This is a genomic window from Sphingomonas sp. (genome assembly GCF_041661885.1).
Taxonomy (GTDB): Bacteria; Pseudomonadota; Alphaproteobacteria; order Sphingomonadales; family Sphingomonadaceae; genus Sphingomonas.
Genome location: NZ_JBAZTL010000004.1, coordinates 278404 through 304715 on the forward strand (window position 1 = coordinate 278404; position 26312 = coordinate 304715).

Here is a 26312-nt window from a genome sequence, read left to right on the forward strand (position 1 = left end):
GGCTGGCTTTTGGTGGTTTGCGCGGGTATCGGGCGACGAACCGCACCGTGCGTCATCAACCCGTAACACAACCGAGCGAAGGCCTTCATCGGCATGGCTACCACATTCATAGCGTCCCCCGAATCGGCGACGGACGCTTCGCACGGGCTGCGGCTCGATCATCGATTGCACCCCGCCGGGCGCTGGATTTTCCTGGCGTTGCTGGTGATTGGGATCGGCTATGCCGGGTACAGCATCTTTGTGGACACGGCCGAAGTGGGCGAAGGTCTCGCGCTCGGCACCTTCGCGTTTCTGGGGCTGGCGCTGTTGATCGCGCTCGGCTTTGAATTTGTGAACGGCTTTCACGACACCGCCAATGCGGTGGCGACGGTTATCTACACCCACTCGATGCCCGCCGCACTCGCGGTGGTGTGGTCGGGTTTCTTCAACTTCCTGGGGGTGATGCTGTCGAGCGGGGCAGTCGCTTATTCGATCATCACGCTGCTGCCGGTCGATCTGATCCTGCATGTCGGCAGCAATGCCGGCTTCGCGATGATTTTCGCGCTGCTGCTGGCGGCGGTGCTGTGGAATCTCGGGACCTGGTATGTTGGCTTGCCCAATTCGTCGAGCCACGCGCTGATCGGATCGATCCTTGGCGTCGGCCTTGCCAACCAGTTGCTGACGGCAGGCACCGGGGGCACGTCGGGCGTCGACTGGAGCCAGGCGACCAAGGTGCTGACCGGGCTGTGGATGGCACCGCTGATCGGCTTTGGCGCGGCCTTCCTGTTGCTGCACGTCATGAAGCTCGTGCTCAAAAACCCCAAATTGTACAGCGAGCCGGAGGGCAGCGCTCCGCCGCCCACGGGTATCCGCGCGCTGCTGATCTTCACCTGCACCGCCGTCAGCTTTGCGCATGGTGGCAATGACGGGCAGAAGGGCATGGGGCTCATCATGCTGATCCTGATCGGGTGCGCGCCGACCGCTTATGCGCTCAACCGCACCATGCCCGAGAGCGCGACGCCCGCATTCGTGGCGAGCGCCAATACCGCCGCCAACGCCTTTGCGGCTCACGCCGGGTCGGGTGCAGCGCCGACCAACCTCGCCGCTTCGCGCACGGTGTTGACGGCAGCATTGCAGGCGCGCCATGCCGACACACCGCAAGTGTTCGCCGCCGCCGACGCGCTGTCGCGTGATCTGGGGCAGCGGATCGGCAATTACGGGTCGCTCGACAAGGTGCCCGCCGCCGCCACCCCGAATTTGCGCAACGACATGTATCTGCTGCTCGACAGCGCGCGGCTCGCGACCAAGGACAAGGAAGCCTCCGCGAAGATCTTCAGCGCTTCGGAACTGGCGGCGATCAAGGCGTATCAGACCAATCTCGAAAAGGGCACGCGCTACATTCCGGTCTGGGTGAAGGTGATCGTCGCGCTTGCGCTGGGGCTCGGCACGATGGTCGGCTGGCGGCGGATCGTCATCACGGTCGGCGAGAAGATCGGCAAGTCGCACCTGACCTATGGCATGGGCGCATCGGCTGAGCTGGTTGCGGCGGGAACGATCCTGGCTGCCGAAGTTTACGGCTTGCCGGTGTCGACCACGCACATCCTGTCCTCGGGCGTGGCGGGTGCTTCGGTTGCAAGTGGGGCAGGCCTGCAGCCGCGCACGATCGGTTCGATGGCGCTGGCCTGGGTGCTGACGCTTCCGGCCGCGATGGCGCTGGCGGGCGGGCTGTATTGGGTATTCCTGGGGTTCACCAGGATCTGGGCCTAACCCCTCTCCCCCTTTCCGTTTGGGAGAGGGTGGCCGGGCGGAACGAGGACGGGTGAGGGTGGTCAGGCGCGTCCCGCGCGCCGCCCTCACGCTTCCGGCGTTTTGCGCTTTCCTCCCTCTCCCGATGGGAGAGGGATTGGGGATTAACCCCGGCGGAGCAGCGTGATTCTGGCCTTGCCGTGGACGCGGCTGACGTCTTCCACGAACCCTGCCACTTCGACCAGTTCGGGCTTGGCGGTTTCGATGCTGACCCAGGTCGCATCGCCGATCCAGCCGAGCCGGGCGAGCTTGTCGAGCGCCACTGCACCCGCGCCGCTGGCGTAAGGTGGGTCCATCACGATCAGGTCCAGCGGCGCGACCGCATGGCCCAGCGCCAGCACCGATTGCGCACGGACATCGGCGCCAATTTCCCTGGCGCCACCCAGCTTGGTGATGTTGGTGCGCAGCGCGTCGAGCGCGGCCTTGTCCTGTTCGACGAAGATGCACGAGGCGGCCCCGCGCGACAGCGCCTCCAGCCCCAGCGCGCCCGATCCCGCAAACAGATCGGCCACCGCCAGATCCTCGAAACTGCCGAGGCGGCTGGCGAGCATCGAGAACAACGCCTCGCGCACACGGTCTGCGGTGGGACGGGTGGCATCCCCCTTCGGCGCGACGATCGGACGACCGCGCCACTTTCCAGCGATGATTCGCATCAAGCGTTCCCCTGAAGGTCGCCGGGGAAGCGTGAAGGGGAAGGTTGGCTAAAAAATGCAGTGTCGTATGCGTTCACTTGCGAGTCCGGCTCTTATGGGTCTTGACGGTGCGCGGCTTGGACGGGCGGGCCAGCGCCTTGCCCGGCGTGCGCGGGGTGGATTTGTTGGGGGCGCGTTCGGCGCGTTCCGGGCGTTCGGTCCGCTCGGTCGGCTTGGCATCGCGCGGCGGCTTGGCGCGCACGTTGCGGCCGAGTTCGGGGTTGAACACGCGCTTGGGGCGTGTGTCGGCGACGGGCGCGGCGGTGCCGGCCTTGGGCTTGGCGTCGTAGAAACGTTTCACCTTGGTTGCCTTGGTCAGCACCACCGGATCGCGACCGGGCTGTGCCTGGCGCGCGGGCTCGGCAAAGGCCTCCTTGTCGGCACGGTTGGCGGTCGCCTTGGTGATGCGGCGCACCGGGCGCGGCTTGGGCAATGAAGTGGGGGCGGTGGACTCGTTGGGGTTGATGCGCCCGCGCCCGGCGGGGCGGGGCTTTTCGACCAGCTTGGGCGCTTCGCCGCCGCCCTTGCGTGTCGGGTCCTTGCGGAAGGCGACGACGTCATGCTGCTTCACTTCGCCGATTTCGCCGACGGCCAGATCACCCAGCACGAACGGGCCGTAGCGGGTGCGGATCAGGCGCGAGACCTTGAGCCCGAGATATTCGAGCACGCGGCGCACTTCGCGATTCTTGCCCTCGGTCAGGATCAGCTCGATCCAGACATTCGCCCCGGTGCGGCGTTCGAGATTGGCGTCGATCGCGCCATAACGAACGCCCTCGATTTCGACGCCGTGGATCAGCTCTTCGAGCTGTTCCTGCGTGATCGGGCCGTAGGCGCGGGCCCGGTAAGCGCGTTCGACGCCGGTCGCGGGCAATTCGAGCTGGCGCTTCAACTCGCCATCGGTGGTGAGCAGCAGCAGCCCCTCGGTCGCGAGATCGAGGCGACCGACCGGAACGAGTCGCGGCAGCCCCTCGGGCAGGCGATCATAGATGGTCGGGCGGCCAGCCGGATCGCGCTCGGTGACGAGCAAGCCCGGTGGCTTGTGATAGAGGAACAGCCGCGCGGCGGCGGGCGCCTCGACGGGTTCGCCATCGACGGTGACACCGGCGAGCGAGGCGAGGATCGTGGCGGGCGTATCGAGCACGGTGCCGTTGAGCGCGACGCGCCCTTCGGCGATCATGCGTTCGACTTCCCGGCGCGAGGCGACGCCCGCACGGGCGAGGAGCTTGGCGATCCGCTGTTGCTCTTTGGGGCGATCTTTGGGGGTTGCTGGTCTTGACACCGCGCCCTGATAGCCAATTTGTCGAAAAGTGCCCGTATAAAATAATTTGCGTCCTATCTCGTAGCCGAACGTTCAGGCACGGGTGCGTAACGAGGGCGCGACGCGCGGCCTGTTGAGCGCGGGCACAAGGTGGGTGGTGAAGCGATGTTGTTCGCCAGAAAAAAGCGGCGGATCTCCAGATTGTTGCTCGTCGAGGATGAACCACTGGTCGCCTTCGACACCGAACATTTCCTGCGCGACGCCGAATTCGAGATGGTCGCGACCGTCGATCGGGTGAGCGATGCGCTCGCCGTGATCGCCGATGCGCGCGACATCGATCTGGTACTGGTCGACATCAGCCTGGCCGATGGCAGCGGCATTGATGTCGCCCGCGCGGCGCACCGGGCCGGGGTGCCGGTGCTGTTCGTGACCGGATCGTGCCCCGAAGGCGGGCGCGAAGTCGCCGCCGGGTGCCTCGCCAAACCCTATGCACAACGCGACCTGCTCGCGGCGATTGCCGCAATCGAGGCGGTACTCGACGGGCGCAAGCCGCGACGGGTGCCGGGCGGGCTGAGTTTGTTTGCGGGTGTGGCGGAAGCATAGGTCGCCATCGGTCAGCCGGGCATTATTGAGGTATGGGCCCAGTGACGACGAACTCGGGGCTCATCGCCCTTCCGCTCACGATTTTTGGCGCTAGTCTCCGGCGCGCACGGGCCGATACGCCCGCTGGCGGTTCGAAGGGGAATCTGTGACTGTTACGGAAACGCGCGAGGATACCGCGCCGCCGATCAAGCCCAAAGGCTGGCGACTGCTCAAGGCCGCGTTGCAGACGCGCAAGGCCGCGTCGATGCTTGCTTTCAGTTTTTCCTCAGGGTTGCCGTTCGCGCTGCTGATCGGGACGCTGACGGCGTGGCTCGGCGAAGTGAAGGTCAACCTCGCGACGATCGGCGTGCTGTCGTGGGTCGGGCTGACCTATGCGTTCAAGTTCCTGTGGTCGCCGCTGGTCGATCGTACGCGACCGCCGCTGCTCGGGCGGATCGGGCGGCGCAAAAGCTGGATCGTGCTGTGCCAGGGACTCATCATCCTCGGTTTGATCGGGCTGGTGGTGACCGACCCCACCGTCCACATCGCGCGCTTTGCCTTGTTCGCGTTCGTCGCGTCGATCGGTTCGGCGACGCAGGACGTGGCGATCGATGCGTGGCGGATCGATGTGGCCGACGAACGCACACCGGTTGAATTGCTCTCCGCAATCTACCAGCTCGGGTATCGTACCGCGAGCATCGTCGGCGGGGCGTTCGCGCTGTTTCTGGCGGCGCGCATGTCGTGGCCAACGGTCTATCTGCTGATGGCGTGCCTGATTGGCGTGATGCTGCTGATTGCGCTGGGCGCGCCCGATACCGAACGCGGCCCGGACACAGCCGCCGATCAACTCGACCAGCCGGGCGAGATTGCGCCGCGCACCCGCGCGATCGCGCTCATCGTCGTCGGGTCGAGCTGGGTGTGGGCGATCGTCCGGATCGTGGTGTTCATGATGAGTATGCTGGCCGAGGTGCCGCCGGGCGGCAAACGGCCGTCGGCGGGGGATTTTCTGAAATATAACGGGCCGCTGATCGTGCTGGCGACGGTGATCGTCCCGTTGATCGTCGCGGCGGTGCTCAACTGGTTGAAGCTGCGCGGGCATCAGGTGCAGGCCGTTGCCGATACGCGGGTGTCGCCTGCGCGAACGATCGCCAACCACCTTTACCGTGCGTTGATTGCGCCGCTCGCCGATTTGACCGAGCGGATGCGCTGGGGCGTGCTGGTGGTGATCGGGCTAATCCTCACTTATGCTTTGTGCTACAACGTCTGGGCCTCGTTCGCTTACCCGTTCTACCTCGATTACATGCACTATACGAAGGACGAGGTGGCCTTCGCGTCCAAGATTTTCGGCATTGTCATGTCGATCATCGGGGTAAGCCTTGGCGGCTATCTGTTCCTGCGGATCGGGCGATTTCCAACGGTGCTGATCGGGGCGGCGCTGCCGATTTTCGGGAATTTCCTCTATGCCGATCTCGCCGATGGTGCGGCCCACATCGACATTGTATTACATACGCTGCGGCTCGATGTGTTGGCGCAGGCGCTGGGGGGAGACCTGCGCATGGCACGACTGCTGCTGACGATCGCGTATGAGAATGTCTCGACCGGGATCGCGGGCGCGGCGTTTGTCGCTTATGTTTCGGGTATCGTCAGCAAGCGATATTCGGCAGTGCAATATGCCTTGTTGTCGTCGCTGACGTTCCTGATCGGGTCGCTGGGCAAGGGCTTTGCGGGCGAATTGATCGACAAGATCGGCTATGCGGCGGTGTTCCGCGACGTTGCGGTGCTGGGGTTGCTGGCAATCTTCTTCGTGTTGCTCGAATGGTGGCGTTCGTCCCGCAGCAGCGCGGCGGCGGCGAGCGGGGAAGGCTGATGCTGGTTGTTTTCATCGACCCGCGCGCGCGGGACTAACTGGGCGGAGCGCGATACCGATGTTCTACCTCCTCACCATCGCCATTCAGGTGTTGTGTGTGATCGACGTGATCCGCAACGGGCGCAATCAGCTCTGGATCATGGCGCTCGTGTTCCTGCCGCTCGCCAGTACGATCGCCTATGTCGTGCTGGAGGTGTATCCGCGCTTCCAGGGCAACCGCCATGTCCGCACCGCGCGCGCGACGGTGGCGGCGAAGCTCGATCCCGAGAAGGAGGTGCGCGCGGCGCGGGGGGCGCTGGCGCTGGCCGATACCGTCGCCAACCGGATGCGGCTGGCCGATGCGCTGGCGGCGCTCGGCAATTATGCCGAGGCACTGCCGCTGTATCGTGAGGCGGCGGAGCGCGGCCCGGTCGATTTGCGCAGCGCGGAGAAGCAGGCGCGCGCCGAGTTTGAGACGCATGATTCTGCCGCCGCGCTCGCCACGCTCGACGCCGCGCCGCCCGCCTCGGCGCAAAGCGACCGCGACCGGATCGGCCTGCTCCGCGCGCGCATCCTTGATGCGCTGGGGCACAAGGACGAGGCGCTGGCGCTCTATGCCGATCTCGTCACACGCTTGCCGGGCGAGGAAGGGCGCTGTCGCTATGCCGCGCTGCTGCTCGAACAGGGCTGGGACAAGAGGGCGCGCGAGGTGCTGGAAGAGGTCGAGGCGCGGATGAAGTTGCTCGACCGCCAGCAGCGCGCCGCCGAAGCGGAAATGTATCGCTGGGCGATGGCGCGGCTGGGCGAGTTGCGCGCGGTCAAGGCGTAAGCGGCCGCCCGGCATCGGCGAACGCCTGTACCACGGCGGTGATGCTGGCGAGCACGCCATCCGGGCGGCGCAGGCCGATCAGATCGCCGAGCAGCAAATGCGCGCTGTCGGGCGCGGTTTCCGCGCGGTCGATGATTTTGAGGATCGCCGCTTCCGACGCCGTCATCCGCATACAGCAGCACGGCGCGATCGTGATCGGGCACGCCGCGCTGTGCGCAAGATCAGCCATCATCGTCCGCAGCAACAGCAAGGGGCGGCGGAAATCCTGTCCGAACGCCTGGAACACCGCGTGCGCGGCGTGGGCATCGTTGAGGCCATGCGCGCCCATGCGGCGGAAGGCGAACAACAACAGGCGGCTATTGGGATTGTCGGGCATCGCATTGGGCAGACTGGCCGAATAACGCGACGGCGAAGTGGGCGCGGACGACGGGGTGGGGGCAGTGGTCATGGCGATGCTCCGTTGCAGGGGAGCATCCTCCGATATTCGCTATTGCAAGTCAATCGCAATAAAAAGAGATCAATCGGGCGCTTCGTCGTTGGCCGAGAGCACTTCACCGGCGAGGTAGAGCGAGCCCAGAATCAGTACGATCGGCGGCTCGGCCGGGTCGGCAATCTCGGTGATGTCGCGCAAAGCGCTGGCGACATCGGGGGCGGTGTGCGCGGCGAGCCCAAGGTCGTGCGCGATGGCGGCGAGTGCTGCGGGCGCGTGATGCTCATGGCTCGGCACCGGCACGGCATGGAGCGTGGTGGCGACGCGCGCAAAGGGGGCGAGCAGGCCGAGCGGATCCTTATTGGCGAGCATCCCCAGCACCAGATGCACTTCGCTGCGCCCGATGCCGGGATGCGCGATCGCATCGAGCGTGGCGGAGATGGCGGCAGCGGCGGCGGGGTTGTGCCCGCCATCGAGCCAAAGCTGGCTGCCGGGCGGGAGCAGGGCTGTCAGCGGCCCAGGGTGCAACCGTTGCATCCGCGCGGGCCAGCGCGTGTGGAGCGCGGCGGCGCTATAGGCTTGGGGCGGGATCGAGAGCGCGGTCTGGTGGCGCAGCAAGGCGATGGCGAGCGCGAGGTTTTCGGGCTGGTGCGGCCCGGCGAGTGTCGGCAGCGGGGTTTCGATCTGGCCCGCCGCATCGGTATAGGTCAGGCGATCGGCCGCGACGGTGAAGCGCCACTCCGTGCCGGTCGGCAGCACGGTCGCGCCTGCGGCTTGCGCGACCGCAGCGACGCGCTGCGTGACCGATGCGGGATAGCGCATCGTGATGAGCGGAACACCGGGCTTGGCGATTCCCGCCTTCTCGCCCGCAATCGCTTCGGCGGTATCCCCCAGAAAGCTCTGATGATCGATGCCGAGCTGCGCGATGCCAGTGGCGACCGGGCGCGTCAGCACGTTGGTGGCGTCCAACCGCCCGCCAAGCCCGACCTCGATGATGCACGCATCCGCGGGCGTGCGGCTGAAGGCGAGGAAGGCGGCGGCGGTGGTGACTTCGAAGAAGCTCGCGCCGATGCCTTCTGCATGATCTAGCACGTCTGCCAGCAAGGCGGCCAGCGCTCCATCCGCGATCAACCGCCCGGCAAGGCGGATGCGCTCGTTGAAGCGGACGAGGTGTGGGCTGGTGTAGACGTGCGTGGTCAGCCCGGACGCTTCGATCGCGCTGCGCAGAAAGGCGCAGGTCGAGCCCTTGCCGTTGGTGCCTGCGACATGGATCGTCGGCGGCAGCCGGTGCTGCGGGTTGCCGAGCCGGTCGAGCAGGGCGGTGATCCGCTCAAGCCCGAGAATATCGGCACCGGGTGAGAGCGACCATAACCGGTCGAGCTGCGTCTGCACGGCGGTATTGGTTGAGGTGGCGTGGTCAGCCATCAGAAACTCCCCTCCCGCTTGAAGGGGTGCCCAAAGCTCCCCTCCCGCTTGCGGGAGGGGCTGGGGGAGGGCAGTGCCGCAAGTGCTTGCTCGATTTGGTGCATGACGCCTTCCAAATTTCCCAGCACATCGTTGTTCCAGAAGCGAATGACCTGATACCCTTCGGATTGGAGATAGCGTGTACGCTCTTCATCCTGCTCGCGCCGATTCCCATGCGTTTCGCCATCGACTTCGATGATGAGCTTGCGGCTCCGCGCGACGAAGTCGCAAATGAACGGTCCGATCGGGACCTGGCGGTTGAAACGGACACCCTCCACCTTGCGCGCACTGATCGCGCGCCACAAGCGGACCTCGGTTGCGGTGGCATTGCCCCGTAGCGCACGGGCTTTGGTCCGTTGCTCCATTCCCTCCCCCAGCCCCTCCCGCAAGCGGGAGGGGAGTTTGATGGCGCCCCTCCCGCAAGCGGGAGGGGAGTTTGATGGTGCCCCTCCCGCAAGCGGGAGGGGCGTTTGGTCGTCCTACGCCGCCTGCTTCGCGCCGCAGAGGTAATCGATCAGGCTGGCCAGCGTTGCGCGCAGGTCGCGGCGGTGCTTCACCATGTCGATCATGCCGTGTTCCAGCAGATATTCGGCGCGTTGGAAGCCTTCAGGCAGTTTCTCGCGGATCGTCTGTTCGATCACGCGCTGCCCGGCGAAACCGATCAGCGCGCCCGGCTCGGCAATCTGCACGTCGCCGAGCATCGCATAGCTCGCGGTCACGCCGCCCGTGGTCGGGTCGGTCAGCACGACGATATAGGGCAGGCCCGCATCGTGCAGCATCGCGATCGCCACGGTCGCGCGCGGCATTTGCATCAGGCTAAGAATGCCCTCCTGCATCCGTGCGCCCCCGGCGGCGGTGAAGATGATGTACGGGCAGTTGTCGGCAATCGCGGTCTCTACCCCGCGCACGAACGCCTCGCCGACGGCCAGGCCCATCGACCCGCCCATGAAGGCGAAGTCCTGCACGCCGATCACGGCCTTATGCCCCTCGATGAGCCCACGCGCGGTGATGAGCGCGTCGCCTTCGGAGGTCGCGGCACGCGCCGCCTTGATGCGATCGACATAGCGCTTGGTATCGCGGAACTTCAGCGGATCGTCGGGCACCTTGGCCAGCGGCACGATGCTGTAGCTGCCCGCGTCGAACACATATTTGAAGCGCAGCAGCGGCCCGATGCGATCATGATGGTCGCAATGCGGGCAGACATGGAGGTTCTCCTCCAGTTCCTTGACGAAGGTCATCGTCCCGCAGCCCTTGCACTTGTGCCACAGGTTGTCGGGCGTGTCCTTCTTGACGGGGACGACGTAAGCGAGCGCGTTGCGCACGCTGGTAAGCCAGCTCATGCGGGTTCCTTCCGGGCGGCGTGAATCGCCTGCGACAGGGATTGGATATAGGTGCGCACCGCTTGCGGTGCAGCGGCGCCGTGCTCGCCGACCAGATCGACGATCGCCGAGCCGACCACCACGCCGTCGGCCACGCGTGCGATCGCGGCGGCCTGTTCGGGGGTGCGCACGCCGAAGCCGACCGCGACGGGCAGATCGGTATGCGCCTTGAGCCGCGTGACCGCCGCGTCGATCGAGGTTTGTGCTGCCTGTTGCAGCCCGGTGATCCCGGCGACCGACACGTAATAGAGGAAGCCGCTCGCCCCCTCCAGCACGGTCGGCAAGCGTGCCGCGTCGGTGGTCGGCGTGGCGAGGCGAATCTGGTCGATGCCGACCGCACGCAGGGCCGGGCCGAGTTCGGGGTCTTCCTCGGGCGGGATATCGACGCAGATCACGCCATCGACCCCGGCATCGCACGCGGCCTCGGCAAACCATGTGCCGCCACGGATCGTCATGGGGTTGGCATAGCCCATCAGCACCAGCGGCACCTGCGGGTGGCGATGGCGAAAGGCCTTGGCGATGGCGAGGATGTCGGCGGTGCGCGTGCCCGCCGCCAGGCTGCGGATGTTGGCGGCCTGGATCGCGGGGCCATCGGCCATCGGATCGGTGAACGGCATGCCGAGCTCGATCACGTCCGCACCGCCCTCGACGAGCGCGTCGAGGATGGCGGGGGTGGCGTCCGGGGTGGGATCGCCCGCAGTGACGAAGGCGACGAGCGCGGGGTGGCCTTTGGTGAAGGCGTTGGAAAGACGGGTCACTTAGCCCTCTCCCCTTCAGGGGAGAGGGTTGGGAGAGGGGAAGTGGCGACAGCGCTCGCAATCGTCATCAACACGCCTTCGAGGTTGGTCATGACGTCGATGTTCGAAAATCGGATCACGCGATAGCCTTGTTCTTGGAGAAAATGCGTTCGGGCTTCATCATACCCTTCTTGTCCGGCGTGGGTGTCGCCGTCCAGTTCTATCACCAGCATCGGGCCGCGAGCCGCGAAGTCCGCGATATAGCGGCCAATGACTTTCTGACGACGGAATTTGACGTTTTCGAAGCGCTTGGCACGCAGCGCGAGCCAGAGGCGCTGCTCTGGTTCGGAGGGCTCCTTACGCATCGCTTTGGCGTAGGCGGTCAGTCGGGCGTCGCGCACCTGACTTCCCCTCTCCCAACCCTCTCCCCTGAAGGGGAGAGGGCTTTTGCGCTCATATCGCCACCCCCAACGCTTCCGCGACGGTGAAGATATCCTTGTCGCCACGCCCGCACAAATTCGCCAGGATGATCTGGTCGCTGTCCATTTCGCGCGCGCGTTTCGCAACCGCCGCGATGGCGTGGGACGGCTCCAGCGCGGGGATGATGCCCTCGGTCCGGCACAGCAACTGGAACGCATCCAGCGCCTCGGTATCGGTGATCGCGGTATATTCGACCCGGCCGATCGAGTGCAGCCAGCTATGCTCGGGCCCGATGCCCGGATAATCGAGCCCGGCCGAGATCGAATGCGCCTCGGTGATCTGGCCGTCTTCGTCCTGCAGCAAATAGGTCTTGTTGCCGTGGAGGATGCCCGGCGCGCCACCGGCGAGGCTGGCGGCATGTTCCTTGTCGAGCCCGCGCCCGGCGGCTTCGACGCCGAGCATCATCACGTCGCCATCGTCGAGGAAGGGGTGGAACAGCCCGATCGCGTTCGATCCGCCGCCAATCGCCGCGACCAGCAAATCGGGCAAGCGGTTGATGCGGCTGAGCATCTGCGCGCGCGCCTCAATGCCAATCACGCTTTGGAAATCGCGGACCATTTCGGGGTAGGGGTGTGGGCCTGCCGCCGTGCCGATGATGTAGAACGTGTCGTGGACGTTGGCGACCCAGTCGCGCATCCCCTCGTTCATCGCATCCTTCAGCGAATGCGATCCGCTCGTCACCGGGCGTACTTCGGCACCCAGCAGCTTCATGCGGAACACGTTGGGCGCCTGCCGCTCGATATCCTTGGCGCCCATATAGATCACGCACGGCAGGCCGAAGCGCGCGCAGACGGTGGCGGTGGCAACGCCGTGCTGGCCAGCGCCCGTCTCGGCGATGATGCGCGTCTTGCCCATGCGCATCGCGAGCAGGATCTGCCCGATGCAATTGTTGATCTTGTGCGCGCCGGTGTGATTGAGCTCGTCGCGCTTGAACCACACTTGCGCGCCTTTACCTTCGGGTGCGCCTTCGCGCAAAGCCTCGGTCAGCCGTTCGGCATAATAAAGCGGGCTGGGGCGGCCGACATAATGTTCGAGCAGATCGTCGAACTGCGCCTTGAAGGCCGGGTCGGCCTTGGCCGTGCGATAGGCGGTGTCGAGTTCCAGCACGAGCGGCATCAGCGTCTCGGCGACATAGCGGCCGCCGAATTCACCGAAATGCCCGCGCTCGTCAGGCTGGGTGCGGAAGGAGTTGGGGGCGTTCATGGGGTGCGTTTAGCATCTCGGGCGGGTGTGTCGAGCGTGGCGCGAAGGCACGAAGCAGAAGAGACGTGAGGTTTGTTCGCGCGGAGGCGCGGAGGCGCGGAGATGGTGTGCTTGCTGCGAAGCAGCCCTCGCGCAAGCAAGACGCAGGGATTTCGTAGGCGCTTACGCGGGCCCTAGCCGGGCGAACATCTCCGCGTCTCCGCGCCTCCGCGCGAGCAAACCTTCTTCTTTGTTCGCGCGATTAGAGGTCGCGCACGACCTCCAGAAACGCGCGGATCTTGGTCGCGTCCTTGATTCCGGCTGTGCTTTCGACGCCCGAGGAGACATCGACCAGCGTCGCCCCGGTCACCGCCACCGCCTCGGCGACGTTCACCGGATCGAGCCCGCCCGACAGCGCCCAGGGCAGCGGATGCCGGAAACCTTCGAGCAGATGCCAGTCGAAGCGCACGCCCATGCCCCCCGGCAGCGCCGCACCGGGCGGGGTCTTGGCGTCGTACAGGATATGATCGGCGACACCGCCAAAGGTTTCGGCCAGCGCCAGATCGGCACGGGTGCGCACCGCCACCGCTGCCCAGATTTGCAGGCCGCTGCGCGCCTTGATCGCGGCGGCGCGGGCTGGCGGCGTATCGTGCAATTGCAGCACTTCGAGCTGCCCGGCGGCAATCGCCTGGTCGACCAGCGCATCGTCGGGGTTCACCATCACGCCGACGCGCGCAACATGGCCGGGTACGCGCGCCGCAAGCTGTGCCGCGCGGCCATGCGAGAGGTTGCGCGGGGAGGGGGCGAAGAACACAAAGCCGACATGGCTCGCGCCGCCGCCAATCGCGGCATCGAGCGTTTCGGGCGTGCTGAGGCCGCAGATTTTGGCGGTAACGGGCATGGCCGCGTTCATCGGCGCATGTGCCGCCAAGTTCAAGCCGTGCCGGGCCCGATTACAAAGTCCCGGCAATCTCGCGTGCGGCAAGGTCGGGATCTTCGGCCTGGGTAATCGGGCGACCAATGACGAGAATTGACGCGCCGGCATCCACCGCCGCGCGCGGTGTGACGACACGCTTCTGGTCGCCGACGACACCGCCCGCCGGGCGCACGCCTGGCACAACGAAGAAGCCCTTGGGCCACAGCTTGTGCGCGGCGGCGACTTCTTCGCCCGAGCACACCACGCCATCGACACCCGCATCGCGCGCCAATTCGGTCAGCCGCAGCACTTGTTCGTGCGGGTCGCCCGAACAGCCGATCGATTTCAGGTCGGCCCCGTCGAGGCTGGTCAGCGTCGTCACCGCGACGACCTTGGTGCCGAGCGGGGCGGCGGCCTTGGCATCCTCCAGCATCGCGCGACCCCCGGCGGCGTGGACGGTCAGAATTGCGGGATCGAGCCCGCGCAAAGCCATGATCGCCTTGGCGACGGTGTTGGGAATGTCGTGCAGTTTCAGGTCGAGGAAGATCGGGAGGCCGAGTTCGGCCATGTCGCGCACGCCGCTGCGGCCATTGGCCATGAAGAATTCAAGGCCCAGCTTGATGCCGCCGACATGGTGGCGGACCTTGGATGCCAGCGCGCGTGCCTTGTCCAGCTCGGGCGTGTCGAGCGCGACGAACAGACGGTTGCTCACGCTGCCTGCTCCGATGCGGGCGTGGCGACGGAGTCGGGCGATTGCGGGGGCGCGGGCGGCGGGGCCATTGCCGCACGCAGGTCGGCGAGCGTGCGCTCGGCGGTGGCGAGGCGGTTGCGTAAACGCCAGCGCAGCGTCGAATGCCAGGCGAGCGTGGGCAGCAGCCCGGCGAGGAAGGTCAGCAACAGCAGCAGCGGCAAATTGATAAGCGCCTCGACTCCGCCCCACAATTGGATGGTGACGCTGGTCCAGTTTTCCAGCGTGAAGATCGCCGCGATGAAGGCGATGAGGCACCAGAAGAGGATTTTCAGGAATTGCATACGGGGAGGTTAGTGCGAACGCGTCACGATTGCCAGCCTGCTTCCTCATCGCTTCTCCCCTCCCTTTCAGGGAGGGGAGAAAGAAAGGGGCGCTACCCGATTTCGTGGCGCAGCGTTTCGAACAGGGCGGGGATCGTCTTCAGCTTGGGCTCTTCCTCGTCGAGGATGGCGAGAAACAGCGCACGCTTGATCGCGGCGGTGCGACCGGGCTTGAGCGTGCGCGCGGGGTCGATTGCCGACACTACGATGTCGATCAGGCGTTCGGCGCCGTGGAGCCGCCCCCACAGATAATCATTCTCGCGGTAAGCGCGGCTGAAGAACGCGCCGAAACTGTTAAGCTGAATGCCCTTCAACGTCGCCTCTGCGCCACCGCTGCGGATACCGGTGGCGTCGTCGGGACAAATGCGATCCACCTTGATTGGATCGAATTCGTCGAGTCCTTCGCCTTGCAGCAACGGCAGCGTGGCGACGTCGAAATAGGGAAAGCCGAGATAGCTGAGCAGGATCGGCCGCTTGATCTCACGCCCCAACCCGGCAAAGGCAGTGGCGAGGCGTTCCTCGGTGCGCAGGTCGAGCGCCCTCAGGTCCATCGCGGCGCCAAGCTTGTCGAGCAACGGCCCGGCATTGCCGCGCAGCAACCGCACATCCTTGCCCAAGGCGAGATAGCGTTCGGTGCGCTTGCATTCGAGATAGTCGGCAAGGCTCATATAGATCGCCTCGCGGAGCGGATCGAGCTCGGCCTCGGGTTGGTCGCCTTCGAGATCGGTGATGCGCCGTGCGAGCAAACGCAGGCGGCGCAGGCGAAAACCGAGATCGAAGGTGCGCAGGAAGCCGATCGTGGTCGCGCTCGCCCCGCCCGAGAAACTCGGCTGCATGTCGTCGAAACCGCGCGCGCTCACCGCTTCAGCAATGTGGCGACGAATGCCGCGCCAGCGCTGCGGACCCGGCTCGCCCCCGGCGTGATGCAGCAAATCGGTAATCGTCTCGACCACGCCGTTGATCTTGAGGTGGCCATAAGCGGCATAGCCATAGCCTGCGCTCTTGGCGGCGGCGGTCTGCGCGCGCTGCCGCCATGCCGCGAGCCGCGCGGGTGTCGGCGAATCGAGGAACAGCGTGTAGCCGAACAGCGCCTCGACCTGCTTTTCCACCTCGGGCCGGATTGCGGCGATGATTGCGCGCATCCGTTCGATCCGTCCCGACCGTTCGGCGATTTCCTCGAGATTGTCGCGAATCGGCTGCTGGCGCGGCAGTTCCGAAATCGCGCCGATGATCGTCTGGAAAAAGCCCGGAGCACCCGCCTTGGTCGATCCGAAGCCGAAGCCACCGCGCGGATGCGGATCGATATAGACGAAGCGCCGGTCGACTTGCCGCCGCGCGGGCCGTTCGCGCAGTGCCTCGATTGCGGGGCGGAACGGCGCGTTGTTGAGCACGGAGCCATCGATCAGCACGGCATTGTCGGCGGTGTTGGCGGCGGCCTGGCGCGGCAATATGCGCTTCAGGAAAGCGGCACGGTTGATCCACGGCACCTTGCGCGCCTGCAGCACGCGATCGAGCTCGCCGACCATGAAGGGCGGGAAGGCGCCCGGAAAGCTGGAGGTCGCGCGCGCCGCGAAGGCGAGTTCGGCGGGGTGTGCCAGCGTTTCCGAAGCGAGGCCGTGATCGGTGAAGGGCACGACCACGCGGTGCTCGGTTTCGATCACTTCGGGCGGCGAATTGAGGCGCAGCCGTTCGGGGTGGCCGCGAAAATCGGTAACGGTGACGAACAGGTCGAGCGGCTGGCCATCGGGCAGCAGGCGCGGCTCATGCGGGGCCGCCGCCATCGCATCGAGCGCATCGAGGATTAGCCCGGTAAAGCGTTCGCCGCCGAACGGCGGCTCGAACCAGCGCGAACGCACGAAATGCGACAGTTTCGCGCGGACTTCGTCGCGCGCACCGGGCTCGACCGTCGCATCGATGCCATCGGTGCTGCGCCGCGCCGCCATCCATGCCAGCGGGAGCGCCCAGATCTTGGTCATCGGGTGGGCCGGGGCCTGCTTTTCATCGACCAGTGCCTCGACATCGGCCGAATCGAGCCACAGGTCGGTCAGCGGCTCCAGGCTTTGCCCGGCACTGATCGCCTGCGCCAGGAACACGCCGTTGATGCCACCCGCGCTCGCCCCGGCGATGATGTCGATCAACACACGCAGCCGCAGCCCGGTCTCGGCCTCGATTTCCTCCAGCAGCGTGCGATAGACGCCCTCGCTGCCGCCAACGGGCGGGGTTGCGGTGTGGAAACCGTGGCTGGCGCGCGCCAGCCGCCAGATTTCCTTGGTGATGCCGTGCATGTACACCGCCAGGCTGATCCCGCCATAGCAGACGAGCGCAAGGCGGAGTTCCTTTTCGCGCATCACAAAGGCTCCAGCATTGCCCAGATCGGCAGATGATCCGATGCGCGCCGCGCCAGCGCGCTGTCATGCACGCCGCAGCCGAGCACGCGAAACCCGCGCGTCATGATCCGGTCGAGCCGCCCGACCGGGCGGCGCGCGTGGAAGCTCGGGCCGGTCGGCACGCTCGGATAGTCGCGCCCGAAATCGTGCAGACAGCCGCCGCGCGCGGTCCATTCGTTGAGGTCGCCCATCAGCACCGTCGGCAGCGGAGCGGGGCAGGCGTCGATATGGGCAAGGATCGCGCGCGCCTGCCGCCTGCGCCACAGCCCCGACAGATCGAGGTGCATCCCGAGGATACGGATCGCAGCCGCACCCACGACCACATCCGCGCGGATCGCACCGCGCGGTTCGAGCGCGGGCAAATGCAGCGACGTGGCGGCGCGGACCGTGCTCCCCTTGCGCACCAGCATCGCATTGCCGTGCCACCCCATGCTCGCCCGATCATGCCCGAAGGAGACGGCGTGCCACGGCGAATGATCCTCGACCAGCGCGTGCGGGATCACCTGTGCCTTGGTGCCGAAGCGACGATCCGCCTCTTGCAGGGCGACCACATCACCATCGATTTCGCGCAGGACATCGACGATACGGCGCGGGTCGCGGCGGCGGTCGAGGCCGATGCCCTTGTGCATATTGTAGCTGACGACCTTGATCATCGCGCAGTCACCCCCGGTCGATCAGCGCGCAATCGCGCTTCCGACCGGCGCGGGCGTTTCATGCAATACACGCAATCTCGGTAAATTCCGGACCGACCGGATAACCGGTAACCTCCACCTCTTCCACATTCACCCAGGCATGGGCGGAGAGCGGGTTCGATTCGGCGCGTGCCGTGCCGAAATGGACGATGCTGAAAATCCCGCGTTTGCGCAGCATGGCGTGGGCGGCCATCGCCTGCGGCAAGCATACCGCCTCGAACGGCAGGTGTCGCGCGGCGCGCGTCACTGCCCAGCCGATTGTGCGGGCCACGGCCAGGTCGTGCGCGCTCGCCGGGCTGGCCACCGCCTTGGCTTGTGCCTGCGGTGGGCTAATGAGTTCGCCCATGCTTGGGGCAATGCGCGCGAATGGTACGCTTTTGATCGCAATTTTGGCAACGAGCAACCGCACGCTCGCCTCCGCCAACAGTGCGTGATCGCGCAGGCCAACTTGCGAAAGCCGCCGCAGCCGATGCCGCATCCGCCGCCAGACTTTGGCGCGGGGGGCGGTCATGGTGCCGGGGTCCGTTGCGTGCCCGCCTTTCCGCCGAACAAGCGGGCACCGATCCGACCGACATGCTCGATCAGCCACGCCGGAATGCGGATCGCGGGATAGAAGCCGTAGAGCGCGGGCGGGATTTTGCTCTGATACATATCGGCCTGCATATAGAGGACGGATTTCACGATCTGCCATTGATAATGCGGGCTGTACCGCAACAGCGTTTGCATCGCCAATGCCCGCATTTGCCCGCCACGCCAGTGGGCGATTTCCCGGGCACCATCGGGAACCGCCATCAGGTGATACGCCCCTGCCACCAGCGTCCGCACACGCCGCGATCGTGTCAACGTGCGCACGAACGTCTCGGGCAGCGCCAGGCCAAACAACTCCGCCATCAGCAACAGCGCCTGGGCAGACGCCGGGCCGACGCCGCGCGCGACGGCAGAGTGATGCAGGGCGATGATTTCGGCGGGCGGCAGCGGTGCCAGCCAGGCGTTGACGTCGGCGATCCATTTCATGCGTGACCAGCCGTCGATCGCACCGTGAACCACCAGATAGGCATAGAGATCAGGCGCGTTCAATGTCGGCACCACCATGTCGCCGCCAAGCCCGACCGGATCGGCTGGCGCGCGCGCGGTGACGCCGGGCAGCATCGCGGTATTGCCGATCAGCCGCCAGTGCAGTTCGATCTGCATCGCATGGTTCACCCGCGCCAGCGTCGCATCCTTGCCGTACCGCGGCAACAGGGCGCGTTGGGCCGCGCTGAGCGTCGTCGCCGGGGCGACCAGCCGATAAGAATCCGCTTCCAGCAGGGCCAGCACCGGCCCGACATGTTCGGGCAGGATCAACAGGTCGATATCCTTGCTGTGCTTCAGCGCGATCGACCCATAAGCGCGCGCGCCCAGCGCGACGCCCTTCACCGTCAACACGGGATACCCCGCCGCCTCGATCAGCCGCATAACCCGCGCGGTTTCTGCGGCGGCGAACAGGTTGTGAAAGGCGATTCGTTTCGCCTGCTGGCCGATCATGGCGGCGATCGCCACAGGCACTGCGATGCCCGCAGTTTTGAGAGCGAGATCGACAAGGCCCGCGATACGCTGGCGTTGGACGACCTGGCCGAAGCGCGCCCAATCGACGCCCGCCGCCGCGCGCTGCACCTCGGCGTCGCGCGCGGGGGAGGGCGGCCAGCGGCAACAGGCGGCAGCGAGAAGAAACTCGGGGTCAGCGGGGACGGTCACCGCACCCGGTTAGGGATTTCGCGCCGATTGGGAAAGAGGTGCTTAGTGTGCCTGCGTCTGCCAACCGCCTCCAAGCGCGCGAAACAGGTCGATTTGCGCGTCGGCGATGCGCGCGTCGGCGGCGGCCACTTCGGCATCGGCATCGGCGAAGGTGCGTTCGGCGTCGAGCACTTCGAGGAAGTCGATCGTTCCCTCACGCTGGCGCGCGCGGGTGATGCGCGCCGCCGTCTCGGCATTGTCGCGCGCCGATTGCAGTTGCGCGCGCCGGTCGAGCTCGCGGGCATAGGTCGATAGCGCGGTTTCGGTTTCCTCAAGCGCCGCGAGCACGCTGCCATCGAAGCTGGCGAGCGCGCCGCGCGTTTCCGCTTGCGCGCCGGCAATTCGGGCGCGGGCGGCGGACGGGTTGAGCGACCAGTTGAGCAACGGACCGACCAGCCAGCGCACCGGGCCGCCGGTGAACAGGTTGTCCAGCGACAACCCCGTCACCCCGCCTGATCCGCCAAGCGTGATATGCGGATACAGGTCGGCGGTCGCGACGCCAATCCGCGCGGTGGCGGCGGCGAGGCGGCGTTCGGCGGCGCGCACGTCAGGTCGGCGCGCGATGAGTCCGGCACCGTCACCGACCGGGATTGGCTGGTCGAGCCGCGGCGTGGTGGTGCGGGCGCTTGCCGCAGCAGGCAGTTCCTGCGGGGTGCGGCCCGTGAGCGTTGCGAGGCGGAACAAGGCCGCCTGTCGCTCCGCTATGATTGCGGGCACGAGCGCGGCGCGCTGGTCGCGCAGCGTCGCGATGCGGACATAATCGAATTTGGTCGCGCGCCCGGCATCGACGCGCTTGCCGGTCAGTTCGGCGGATTTGCTCAGCAGGGCGACGATGCGTTCGGCCACCGCCTGCCGCTCGGCAGCGGCGGCGGCGTCGACATAGGCGCGTGTGGTGGCGGCGACGATCGATACGCGCACCGCATCGGCATCGGCGGCGGAGGCTGCGACATCGCCGCGTGCCGCTTCGATAGTGCGGCGGACCCGCCCGGCGAGATCGACTTCATAGGAGATTTCGAGCCCGGTATCGAACACCGCCGCTTCCTGGTTCCTGCCGGGCAGGCGCTGCGACTGCGGCAAGCGGCCATAGGTGCCGCTCGCGCCTGCGGTCACTTGCGGCAAGCGGTCGGACCGCGCGCCGCGCAGCGACGCCCTGGCCGCATCGAGCCGCGCCACCGCGACGCGCACATCGGTATTGGCGGCAAGCGCATCGGCGACCAGCGCATCGAGCGCCGGGTCGCGATACATCCGCCACCAATTCTGGTCTGCGGGCGTGGTGACGGTCGCCGCATTGGCGGTGACGAACGGCGCGGTGGCGCTTGGTGGCGCGATCGGCGCGACATAGTTGGGCCCGACGGCGCAAGCCGAGAGCGCGAGCGCGGAGAGGCTGGTGAGGAGGGCGGCTTTCATGATCGTTCCTATTCGGCTGGCTGCAGCGCAGGCGCGGCAGCGGGGCCATCGGTCGCGGCAGGGGCGGCGGCGCGGCGTTCGAGCCGCTTCGCCAGCGCCCGCGCGACGACGTAAAAGGTGGGGGTGAAGAGCAGGCCGAAGCCGGTGACGCCGATCATCCCGAAGAACACCGCCGTGCCGAGTGCCTGGCGCAATTCAGCACCAGCACCTTCGGCAATCACCAGTGGCACGGCCCCCAGGATGAAGGCGAAGCTGGTCATCAGGATCGGGCGCAACCGGTCGCGTGCGGCGCGCACCGCCGCCTCGACTGGCGACAGGCCGTCCTGCTCCTCGGCCTGCTTGGCGAATTCGACCACGAGGATCGCATTCTTGGCGGCGAGCGCGATCAGCACGACGAGGCCGATTTGCGTGAGGACGTTATTGTCCATGCCGCGCAGGTTCACCCCGGTCATTGCTGCCAGCAGGCACATCGGCACGATCAGGATGATCGCAAGCGGCAGTGTCAGGCTCTCATATTGCGCGGCGAGCACGAGGAAGACGAACAGCACCGCCATGCCGAAGACGAGGCCCGCCGTGCTGCCCGCCGATTTCTGCTGGAAGGCAATGCCGGTCCATTCATGCGCATAGCCGGTCGGCAAGGTCGAGTCGGCGAGCTTCTCCATTGCAACCAGCGACTGGCCTGAGGAATAGCCCCTGGCGGTGTCGCCATCGACCTCGACTGCCGGGAACAAATTGTAGCGCACGACGCGGTATGGCCCGGTCTTGTCACGGAAGGTCGAGACCGATCCGATCGGCACCATCTGCCCGGTGTTCGAGCGGGTCTTCAGATTGGCGATGTCGGCGGTGGTGTTGCGGAACGGCGCATCGGCCTGTGCCGTCACGCGATAGGTGCGCCCGAGCAGGTTGAAATCATTGACAAAGGCCGAGCCGAGATAGACCTGCAGCGCCTCGAACACGCGCTCGGGCGGTACGCCCAACAGATTGGCCTTGGTACGATCGACATCGGCGAAGATGCGCGGGGTGGCGGTATCGAAGAAGGTATAGACTTGGGCAAGGCCCTTGGTCTGATTGGCCTGGCCGATCAGGCCATACGCGGTCTTGCCCATTTCGGGATAGCCATGCCCCTGCAGGTCCTGCACCATCATGCGATAGCCACCGGCCGAGCCAATCCCCTGGATCAGCGGGGGCGGAACGATCAGCAGCCGCGCTTCGTTGATGTCGGCGGTGGCTTTCTGCGCCTCGGCCATGATCCCGGCGAAAGTGACGCCGAGTTTCTGGCGTTCCTCGAAGCTTTTGAGCGGGATGTAGGCGGCGGCGCTATTGGGGGCGAGCGTTTGCGACGGTCCGTCGAACCCGGCGAGCATCACCGCGCCCTTGACCCCGGCGAGCGGCAGGATGCGCTTGGCGACCTTCTGCATCACGGCATCGGTACGCTCGACCGAGGAGCCGGGCGGTAGCTGGATGACGGTGAGGAAGTAGCCCTGATCCTGTGCGGGCACGAAGCCCGAGGGGGTGACGGTGAAGACGAAGGCGGTGAGCGCGATCAGCGCGCCATAGGCCAGCATCATCTTGCGCGGCGCGGTGACGAGACGATGGGTGAGGGTGCCATAAGCGACGCTCATCCGCTCGAAGGTGCGGTTGAAGGCGTCGCCTGCGCGACGGACGAAGCGCGTGATGCGCCCACCCGAATCCGCCGGGGCGTGCGGCTTGAGCAGCATCGCCGCAAGCGCGGGCGACAGCGTCAGCGACAGCAGCAGCGAGATGACCGTCGCGGTCGAGATCGTCACCGCGAACTGGCGATAGAAGGCACCCGACAGGCCGGTGAGGAACACCGTCGGGATGAACACCGCGCACAGCACCAGCACGATCGCGACGAGCGCGCCCGACACTTCGTCCATCGACTTGCGCGCTGCCTCCAATGGCGAGAGCCCGTGTTCGAGGTTGCGCTCGACATTCTCGACCACGACGATCGCGTCATCGACGACGATGCCGATCGCCAGCACCAGTCCGAACAGCGAAAGATTGTTGAGCGAATAACCGACCGCCGCCAGCACCGCGAAGGTGCCGATCAGCGAGACCGGGATCGCCACGATCGGGATGATCGCCGCGCGCCATTTCTGGAGGAAAACGAGGATGACGAGCACGACGAGGATCATCGCCTCGAGCAGCGTGTGCTTCACGGCATCGATCGACTGGGCGATGAACTCGGTTGGGTTGTAGATGACGCGGTAGGCGAGGCCCTTGGGGAATTTTTTCGACATCGCCTCCATTTCCGCCGACACCGCTTGCGCGGCGGCGAGCGCGTTGGAGCCGGGACGCTGGAACACCGCGGCGATGACGGTTGGCTTGCCGCTGATATAGGTGTTGGCGCCATAATCCTGCGCGCCAAGCTCGACGCGGGCGACATCCGATACCTTGACCTGGCGACCGTCCTTGTCGGTGCGGATGACCACATCGGCGAATTGCTGGGGGTCGGTCAGGCGGCCTTGCGTCTCGACGTTGAGCTGGAACGCGTTGCCCGTTGCATAAGGCGGCTGGCCGAGCGTGCCCGCTGCAACCTGGACGTTCTGCGCGCGCAAGGCGGCGACGATTTCGCCTGCGGTCAGATCGAGCGCAGCGGCGCGGCCGGGGTCGATCCAGATACGCATCGAATAATCGCGCGCGCCGAACAATTGCACATCGCCGACGCCGTCGATGCGGCTCAGGCGATCGCGCACCTGCGTCAGCGCGTAATTGGAGATATACCCACGATCGAGCGAGCCATCGGGCGAGACGAGGTTCACCACCATCAGGAAGTCGGGGCTGGTTTTCCGCGTAACCACGCCCAGGCGCTGCACCTCCTCGGGCAGGCGCGGCACCGCGACCGCGACGCGGTTCTGCACCAGCACCTGCGCTGCATCGAGGTTGGTGCCGATCTTGAAGGTGACGGTGATCGTCAGCTTGCCGTCGCCGGTCGATTGCGACGACTGGTACAGCATGTTGTCGACGCCGTTGATTTCCTGCTCGATCGGCGCGGCGACGGTTTCCGCGACGGTCTCTGCCGAAGCCCCGGGATAGACCGCGCTGACGGTTACGGTCGGCGGCACGATGTCGGGATATTGCGATACCGGCAGGCCGAGATAGGCGATCAACCCGACGATGGTGATGACCACCGCGATGACCCCGGCGAAGATCGGCCGGGTGATGAAGAAGCGCGAAAAGCGCATGGTGCATGTTCCTAAACGGCGGCCACACCCCATCCTTCCCCGGCGGAAGCCGGGGCCCAGGAGTGGAACGGCAGTGATGAATCGGTCTGCTATTCGGCTGGGGTCGTTTTCAAACCGCGCGCCCGACCCGTTCGCCTTGAGCTTGTCGAAGCCTTCCTCTCCACGGGAGCGGGCGTCCGCTTGGAAAGGTGCCCTTCGACAGGCTCAGGGCGAACGGGGAAAGGTGCGTGCGTTGGAAACGATCCTCGCAATCTTCTTAATGCCCGGACAAAGTCGCCTCGCCCGCGATTGGCTGTGCGGTGGGTGCTGCCGTATCCCCCGACACCACGATCTTGCCGACCGTGGGCGCGACCTTGGCACCGGGCATCGCCATTTGCGTGCCCTTGATGATGATGCGGTCGGTGGGGCCAACCCCGGAGCGGATCACCCGCATCCCGTCGACCACTGCGCCCAGCGTCACCGGCTTGGGCGTGACGACATTGTTGGCGTCCACCGTCAGCAGAATTTTGCGCGCCTGGTCGGTCTGCACCGCATCGTCGGGCACCAGCAGCGCGGGCTTGGTGCCAGCACTCGCAAGGCGCATGTTGCCGAACATGCCGGGTGTCAGGAACAGACCCGGATTGGCCAGCACCGCGCGCCCGCGGATCGTGCCCGAACGCGTGTCGAGCCCGTTATCGGTGAAATCGAGCTTGCCCTTCCAGCGGTGGCTGGTCTCGTCCTGCAACTGGATCTCGACCGCCGGTGCCGCAGTACCCGGCTGGCGCGCACGCTGCGTCTTGAGGAACAACGCCTCCGACCCATCGAAGGTGAAGTAGATCGGGTCGAGCGCGTTGATCGTCGTCAGCACCGTGCCGCCAGTGCCTTCGCCGCCCGCGACCTGATTGCCCGGATCGACGCGGCGATCGGAGATGCGCCCGCCGATCGGTGCGCGGATCTGGGTGAAGGACATGTCGAGCGCGCGGGCGCGAACGCGGGCCTGGGCTGCCGCGAGCGCCGCCTGCGCCGCCTGAAGCTTGCCGCGTAGCGCGTCCACTTCACCGGCGGAAACCGCATCGTCGGCGATCAACCGCGTTGCGCGGCCCAGATCGTTGCGCGCGAGCACCAGCGCGCTTTGCGCACTCGCTTCATTGGCGCGTGCCTCCGCCAACGCGGCGGCAAAGGGGCGGGAGTCGATCGTGAACAGCAACTGGCCTTGCTTCACGACTTCGCCATCGCGGAAGTGGACGCCGGTTACTTCGCCCGCGACGCGCGGACGCACCTCGACGGAACGGCTCGGGGCAAAGCGGCCGACATAATCGTCCCATTCGCTGATCTGGCGGACCAGCGGGGTGGCGATGGTGACGGGCGCGGGTGGTGGCGGTGCGGCGACCGCATCGGAATGATCGAACAGCTTCACGCCGATCACGCCGGCAATGGCGATCGGCACGATGATGGCGGTGCGTTTCTGCCAGCGAGTCCACCGTTTTACGGGGCGACGCGACGCGTCAGGTTCGACGTTGGGGACGGTGTCGATGGGGGCAATCATGTTCATGCGGCAATCCTTTGGTCGGTCTGGCCGACGCGCATCCCCGTCACGCTGGTGACGAGCGTTTCCATCTGCGCTTCGCTGAAGCCGACGGAATGGAAGTGATGAATTTCGGACATGGGCAGCGCGAACCCGCGATGGCGGGCCAGCACCGCCGCGCGGCGCAACGCCTCGAGCTTGGGGTCGGCCAGCCGCGAGGACGGGCCGCGCCCGAACAAGCTGCCCAGCGCGCGCGACATGCGGCCGGGCTCGGTCAGGCTGGCCAGCGTGTCGCGCTGTGCAAGCGCGATGACGCTCCATTCGAGCGCCGAGAAGCCGACTTGTGGTTCGGCGGTTTCAGCGGCGCTGCTGGTGACAGGGTCGGCGAACACAGGGCCGGCGAACATGGAATCGAGGTCCAGATAGGCCATGAGAAATCCCCCTTTGGGTCTTTGGCGATCGTGTGGACGAGCGGCATCGTGCGCGAACGCATCTGCGTTCATGCCAAGCCAGTCATCGGGCGTGCGGAAGCGGAGCCGGAGACGCTGCGCGTTTCCGTGATCCGACCTTGAAATTTGGGATCGCCAGTCGGCGCGGCCGCTGGCGGGTGATTTAGATGCGTGCTGCGGTCATTGGCGGAGACCCTTTTGTCGGCACCGGTTCCACGGCAGGATCCAGTTTCAATACCAGTC

The 26312-nt window shown here is 66.3% G+C and carries 24 protein-coding genes; 4 read left to right on the plus strand and 20 right to left on the minus strand.

Translation table 11 applies throughout. From position 1 onward, the window contains the following. The first annotated feature begins 93 nt into the window (after positions 1-93). Positions 94-1746 carry an inorganic phosphate transporter gene (locus WC704_RS10115; RefSeq protein ID WP_372889792.1) on the plus strand — a complete coding sequence of 551 codons (1653 nt, stop codon included), beginning with the start codon at positions 94-96 and terminating at the stop codon, positions 1744-1746. A gap of 143 nt (positions 1747-1889) precedes the next feature. Here WC704_RS10115 and rsmD read toward each other — a convergent pair whose 3' ends face one another. Together rsmD and WC704_RS10125 are read right to left on the minus strand one after the other, a co-directional pair. Next, the gene (gene rsmD / locus WC704_RS10120; protein WP_372889793.1) at positions 1890-2438 is read right to left on the minus strand and encodes a 16S rRNA (guanine(966)-N(2))-methyltransferase RsmD; all 549 of its coding nucleotides are present in this window, start codon (positions 2436-2438) and stop codon (positions 1890-1892) included. Positions 2439-2511: 73 nt separating this feature from the next. Continuing rightward, entirely contained in the window at positions 2512-3756 is a 1245-nt protein-coding gene (locus WC704_RS10125; RefSeq protein WP_372889794.1) for a pseudouridine synthase, read from the minus strand. Between the two features lie 144 nt (positions 3757-3900). On the opposite strand from WC704_RS10125, the gene WC704_RS10130 reads away from it, so the two are divergent. From WC704_RS10130 to WC704_RS10140, 3 genes are all read left to right on the plus strand, one after another. Continuing rightward, the gene (locus WC704_RS10130) at positions 3901-4338 is read left to right on the plus strand and encodes a response regulator (protein WP_372889795.1); all 438 of its coding nucleotides are present in this window, start codon (positions 3901-3903) and stop codon (positions 4336-4338) included. Between the two features lie 145 nt (positions 4339-4483). Beyond that, positions 4484-6184 (plus strand): MFS transporter, encoded by a 1701-nt coding sequence (locus WC704_RS10135; protein WP_372889796.1) that lies wholly within the window; start codon positions 4484-4486, stop codon positions 6182-6184. A 58-nt stretch (positions 6185-6242) separates the two neighbouring features. Next, positions 6243-6992: a hypothetical protein gene (locus WC704_RS10140; RefSeq protein ID WP_372889797.1), complete on the plus strand. Its 750-nt coding sequence runs from the start codon at positions 6243-6245 to the stop codon at positions 6990-6992. On the opposite strand, the gene WC704_RS10145 is transcribed toward WC704_RS10140, so the two are convergent. The 18 genes from WC704_RS10145 to WC704_RS10230 form a co-directional block, all read right to left on the minus strand. Continuing rightward, positions 6982-7440 (minus strand): DUF6628 family protein, encoded by a 459-nt coding sequence (locus WC704_RS10145; protein ID WP_372889798.1) that lies wholly within the window; start codon positions 7438-7440, stop codon positions 6982-6984. The two genes, WC704_RS10140 and WC704_RS10145, sit on opposite strands and share 11 nt — an antisense overlap. 69 nt (positions 7441-7509) lie before the next feature. After that, positions 7510-8847 (minus strand): folylpolyglutamate synthase/dihydrofolate synthase family protein, encoded by a 1338-nt coding sequence (locus WC704_RS10150; RefSeq protein WP_372889799.1) that lies wholly within the window; start codon positions 8845-8847, stop codon positions 7510-7512. Continuing rightward, the gene (locus tag WC704_RS10155; protein ID WP_372889800.1) at positions 8847-9251 is read right to left on the minus strand and encodes an endonuclease domain-containing protein; all 405 of its coding nucleotides are present in this window, start codon (positions 9249-9251) and stop codon (positions 8847-8849) included. Before WC704_RS10155 ends, WC704_RS10150 begins: the two co-directional genes overlap by 1 nt. A 114-nt stretch (positions 9252-9365) precedes the next feature. Further along, a complete protein-coding gene (gene accD / locus WC704_RS10160) occupies positions 9366-10226 on the minus strand; it encodes an acetyl-CoA carboxylase, carboxyltransferase subunit beta (protein WP_372889801.1) in 861 nt (286 codons plus the stop codon). Next, on the minus strand, positions 10223-11023 hold the full coding sequence (gene trpA, locus WC704_RS10165) for a tryptophan synthase subunit alpha (RefSeq protein ID WP_372889802.1): 801 nt from the start codon (positions 11021-11023) through the stop codon (positions 10223-10225). Before trpA ends, accD begins: the two co-directional genes overlap by 4 nt. After that, positions 11020-11367, minus strand: a complete 348-nt coding sequence (locus WC704_RS10170) for an endonuclease domain-containing protein (protein ID WP_372889887.1) — start codon at positions 11365-11367, stop codon at positions 11020-11022. The genes trpA and WC704_RS10170 overlap by 4 nt, the downstream gene beginning before the upstream one ends. Positions 11368-11455: 88 nt before the next feature. Next, a complete protein-coding gene (gene trpB, locus WC704_RS10175; RefSeq protein ID WP_372889803.1) occupies positions 11456-12685 on the minus strand; it encodes a tryptophan synthase subunit beta in 1230 nt (409 codons plus the stop codon). Positions 12686-12926: 241 nt separating this feature from the next. After that, on the minus strand, positions 12927-13565 hold the full coding sequence (locus tag WC704_RS10180) for a phosphoribosylanthranilate isomerase (RefSeq protein WP_372889888.1): 639 nt from the start codon (positions 13563-13565) through the stop codon (positions 12927-12929). Between the two features lie 52 nt (positions 13566-13617). After that, positions 13618-14292 carry an orotidine-5'-phosphate decarboxylase gene (gene pyrF, locus WC704_RS10185; RefSeq protein WP_372889804.1) on the minus strand — a complete coding sequence of 225 codons (675 nt, stop codon included), beginning with the start codon at positions 14290-14292 and terminating at the stop codon, positions 13618-13620. Next, positions 14289-14612 (minus strand): hypothetical protein, encoded by a 324-nt coding sequence (locus WC704_RS10190; RefSeq protein WP_372889805.1) that lies wholly within the window; start codon positions 14610-14612, stop codon positions 14289-14291. The genes pyrF and WC704_RS10190 overlap by 4 nt, the downstream gene beginning before the upstream one ends. A 92-nt stretch (positions 14613-14704) precedes the next feature. Further along, on the minus strand, positions 14705-16999 hold the full coding sequence (locus tag WC704_RS10195; protein ID WP_372889806.1) for a patatin-like protein: 2295 nt from the start codon (positions 16997-16999) through the stop codon (positions 14705-14707). Beyond that, on the minus strand, positions 16999-17691 hold the full coding sequence (locus WC704_RS10200; RefSeq protein WP_372889807.1) for an endonuclease/exonuclease/phosphatase family protein: 693 nt from the start codon (positions 17689-17691) through the stop codon (positions 16999-17001). The genes WC704_RS10195 and WC704_RS10200 overlap by 1 nt, the downstream gene beginning before the upstream one ends. A 58-nt stretch (positions 17692-17749) precedes the next feature. Beyond that, positions 17750-18241, minus strand: coding sequence for a lasso peptide biosynthesis B2 protein (locus tag WC704_RS10205; protein WP_372889808.1), 492 nt, complete (start codon positions 18239-18241; stop codon positions 17750-17752). Further along, positions 18238-19464, minus strand: a complete 1227-nt coding sequence (locus WC704_RS10210; protein ID WP_372889809.1) for a nucleotidyltransferase family protein — start codon at positions 19462-19464, stop codon at positions 18238-18240. The genes WC704_RS10205 and WC704_RS10210 overlap by 4 nt, the downstream gene beginning before the upstream one ends. A 42-nt stretch (positions 19465-19506) precedes the next feature. After that, on the minus strand, positions 19507-20910 hold the full coding sequence (locus WC704_RS10215) for an efflux transporter outer membrane subunit (protein ID WP_372889810.1): 1404 nt from the start codon (positions 20908-20910) through the stop codon (positions 19507-19509). Between the two features lie 8 nt (positions 20911-20918). Then, positions 20919-24116 (minus strand): efflux RND transporter permease subunit, encoded by a 3198-nt coding sequence (locus WC704_RS10220; protein WP_372889811.1) that lies wholly within the window; start codon positions 24114-24116, stop codon positions 20919-20921. A gap of 256 nt (positions 24117-24372) precedes the next feature. Next, positions 24373-25647, minus strand: a complete 1275-nt coding sequence (locus WC704_RS10225; protein ID WP_372889812.1) for an efflux RND transporter periplasmic adaptor subunit — start codon at positions 25645-25647, stop codon at positions 24373-24375. Continuing rightward, a complete protein-coding gene (locus WC704_RS10230; RefSeq protein WP_372889813.1) occupies positions 25644-26051 on the minus strand; it encodes a hypothetical protein in 408 nt (135 codons plus the stop codon). Before WC704_RS10230 ends, WC704_RS10225 begins: the two co-directional genes overlap by 4 nt. Positions 26052-26312: the final 261 nt, after the last annotated feature.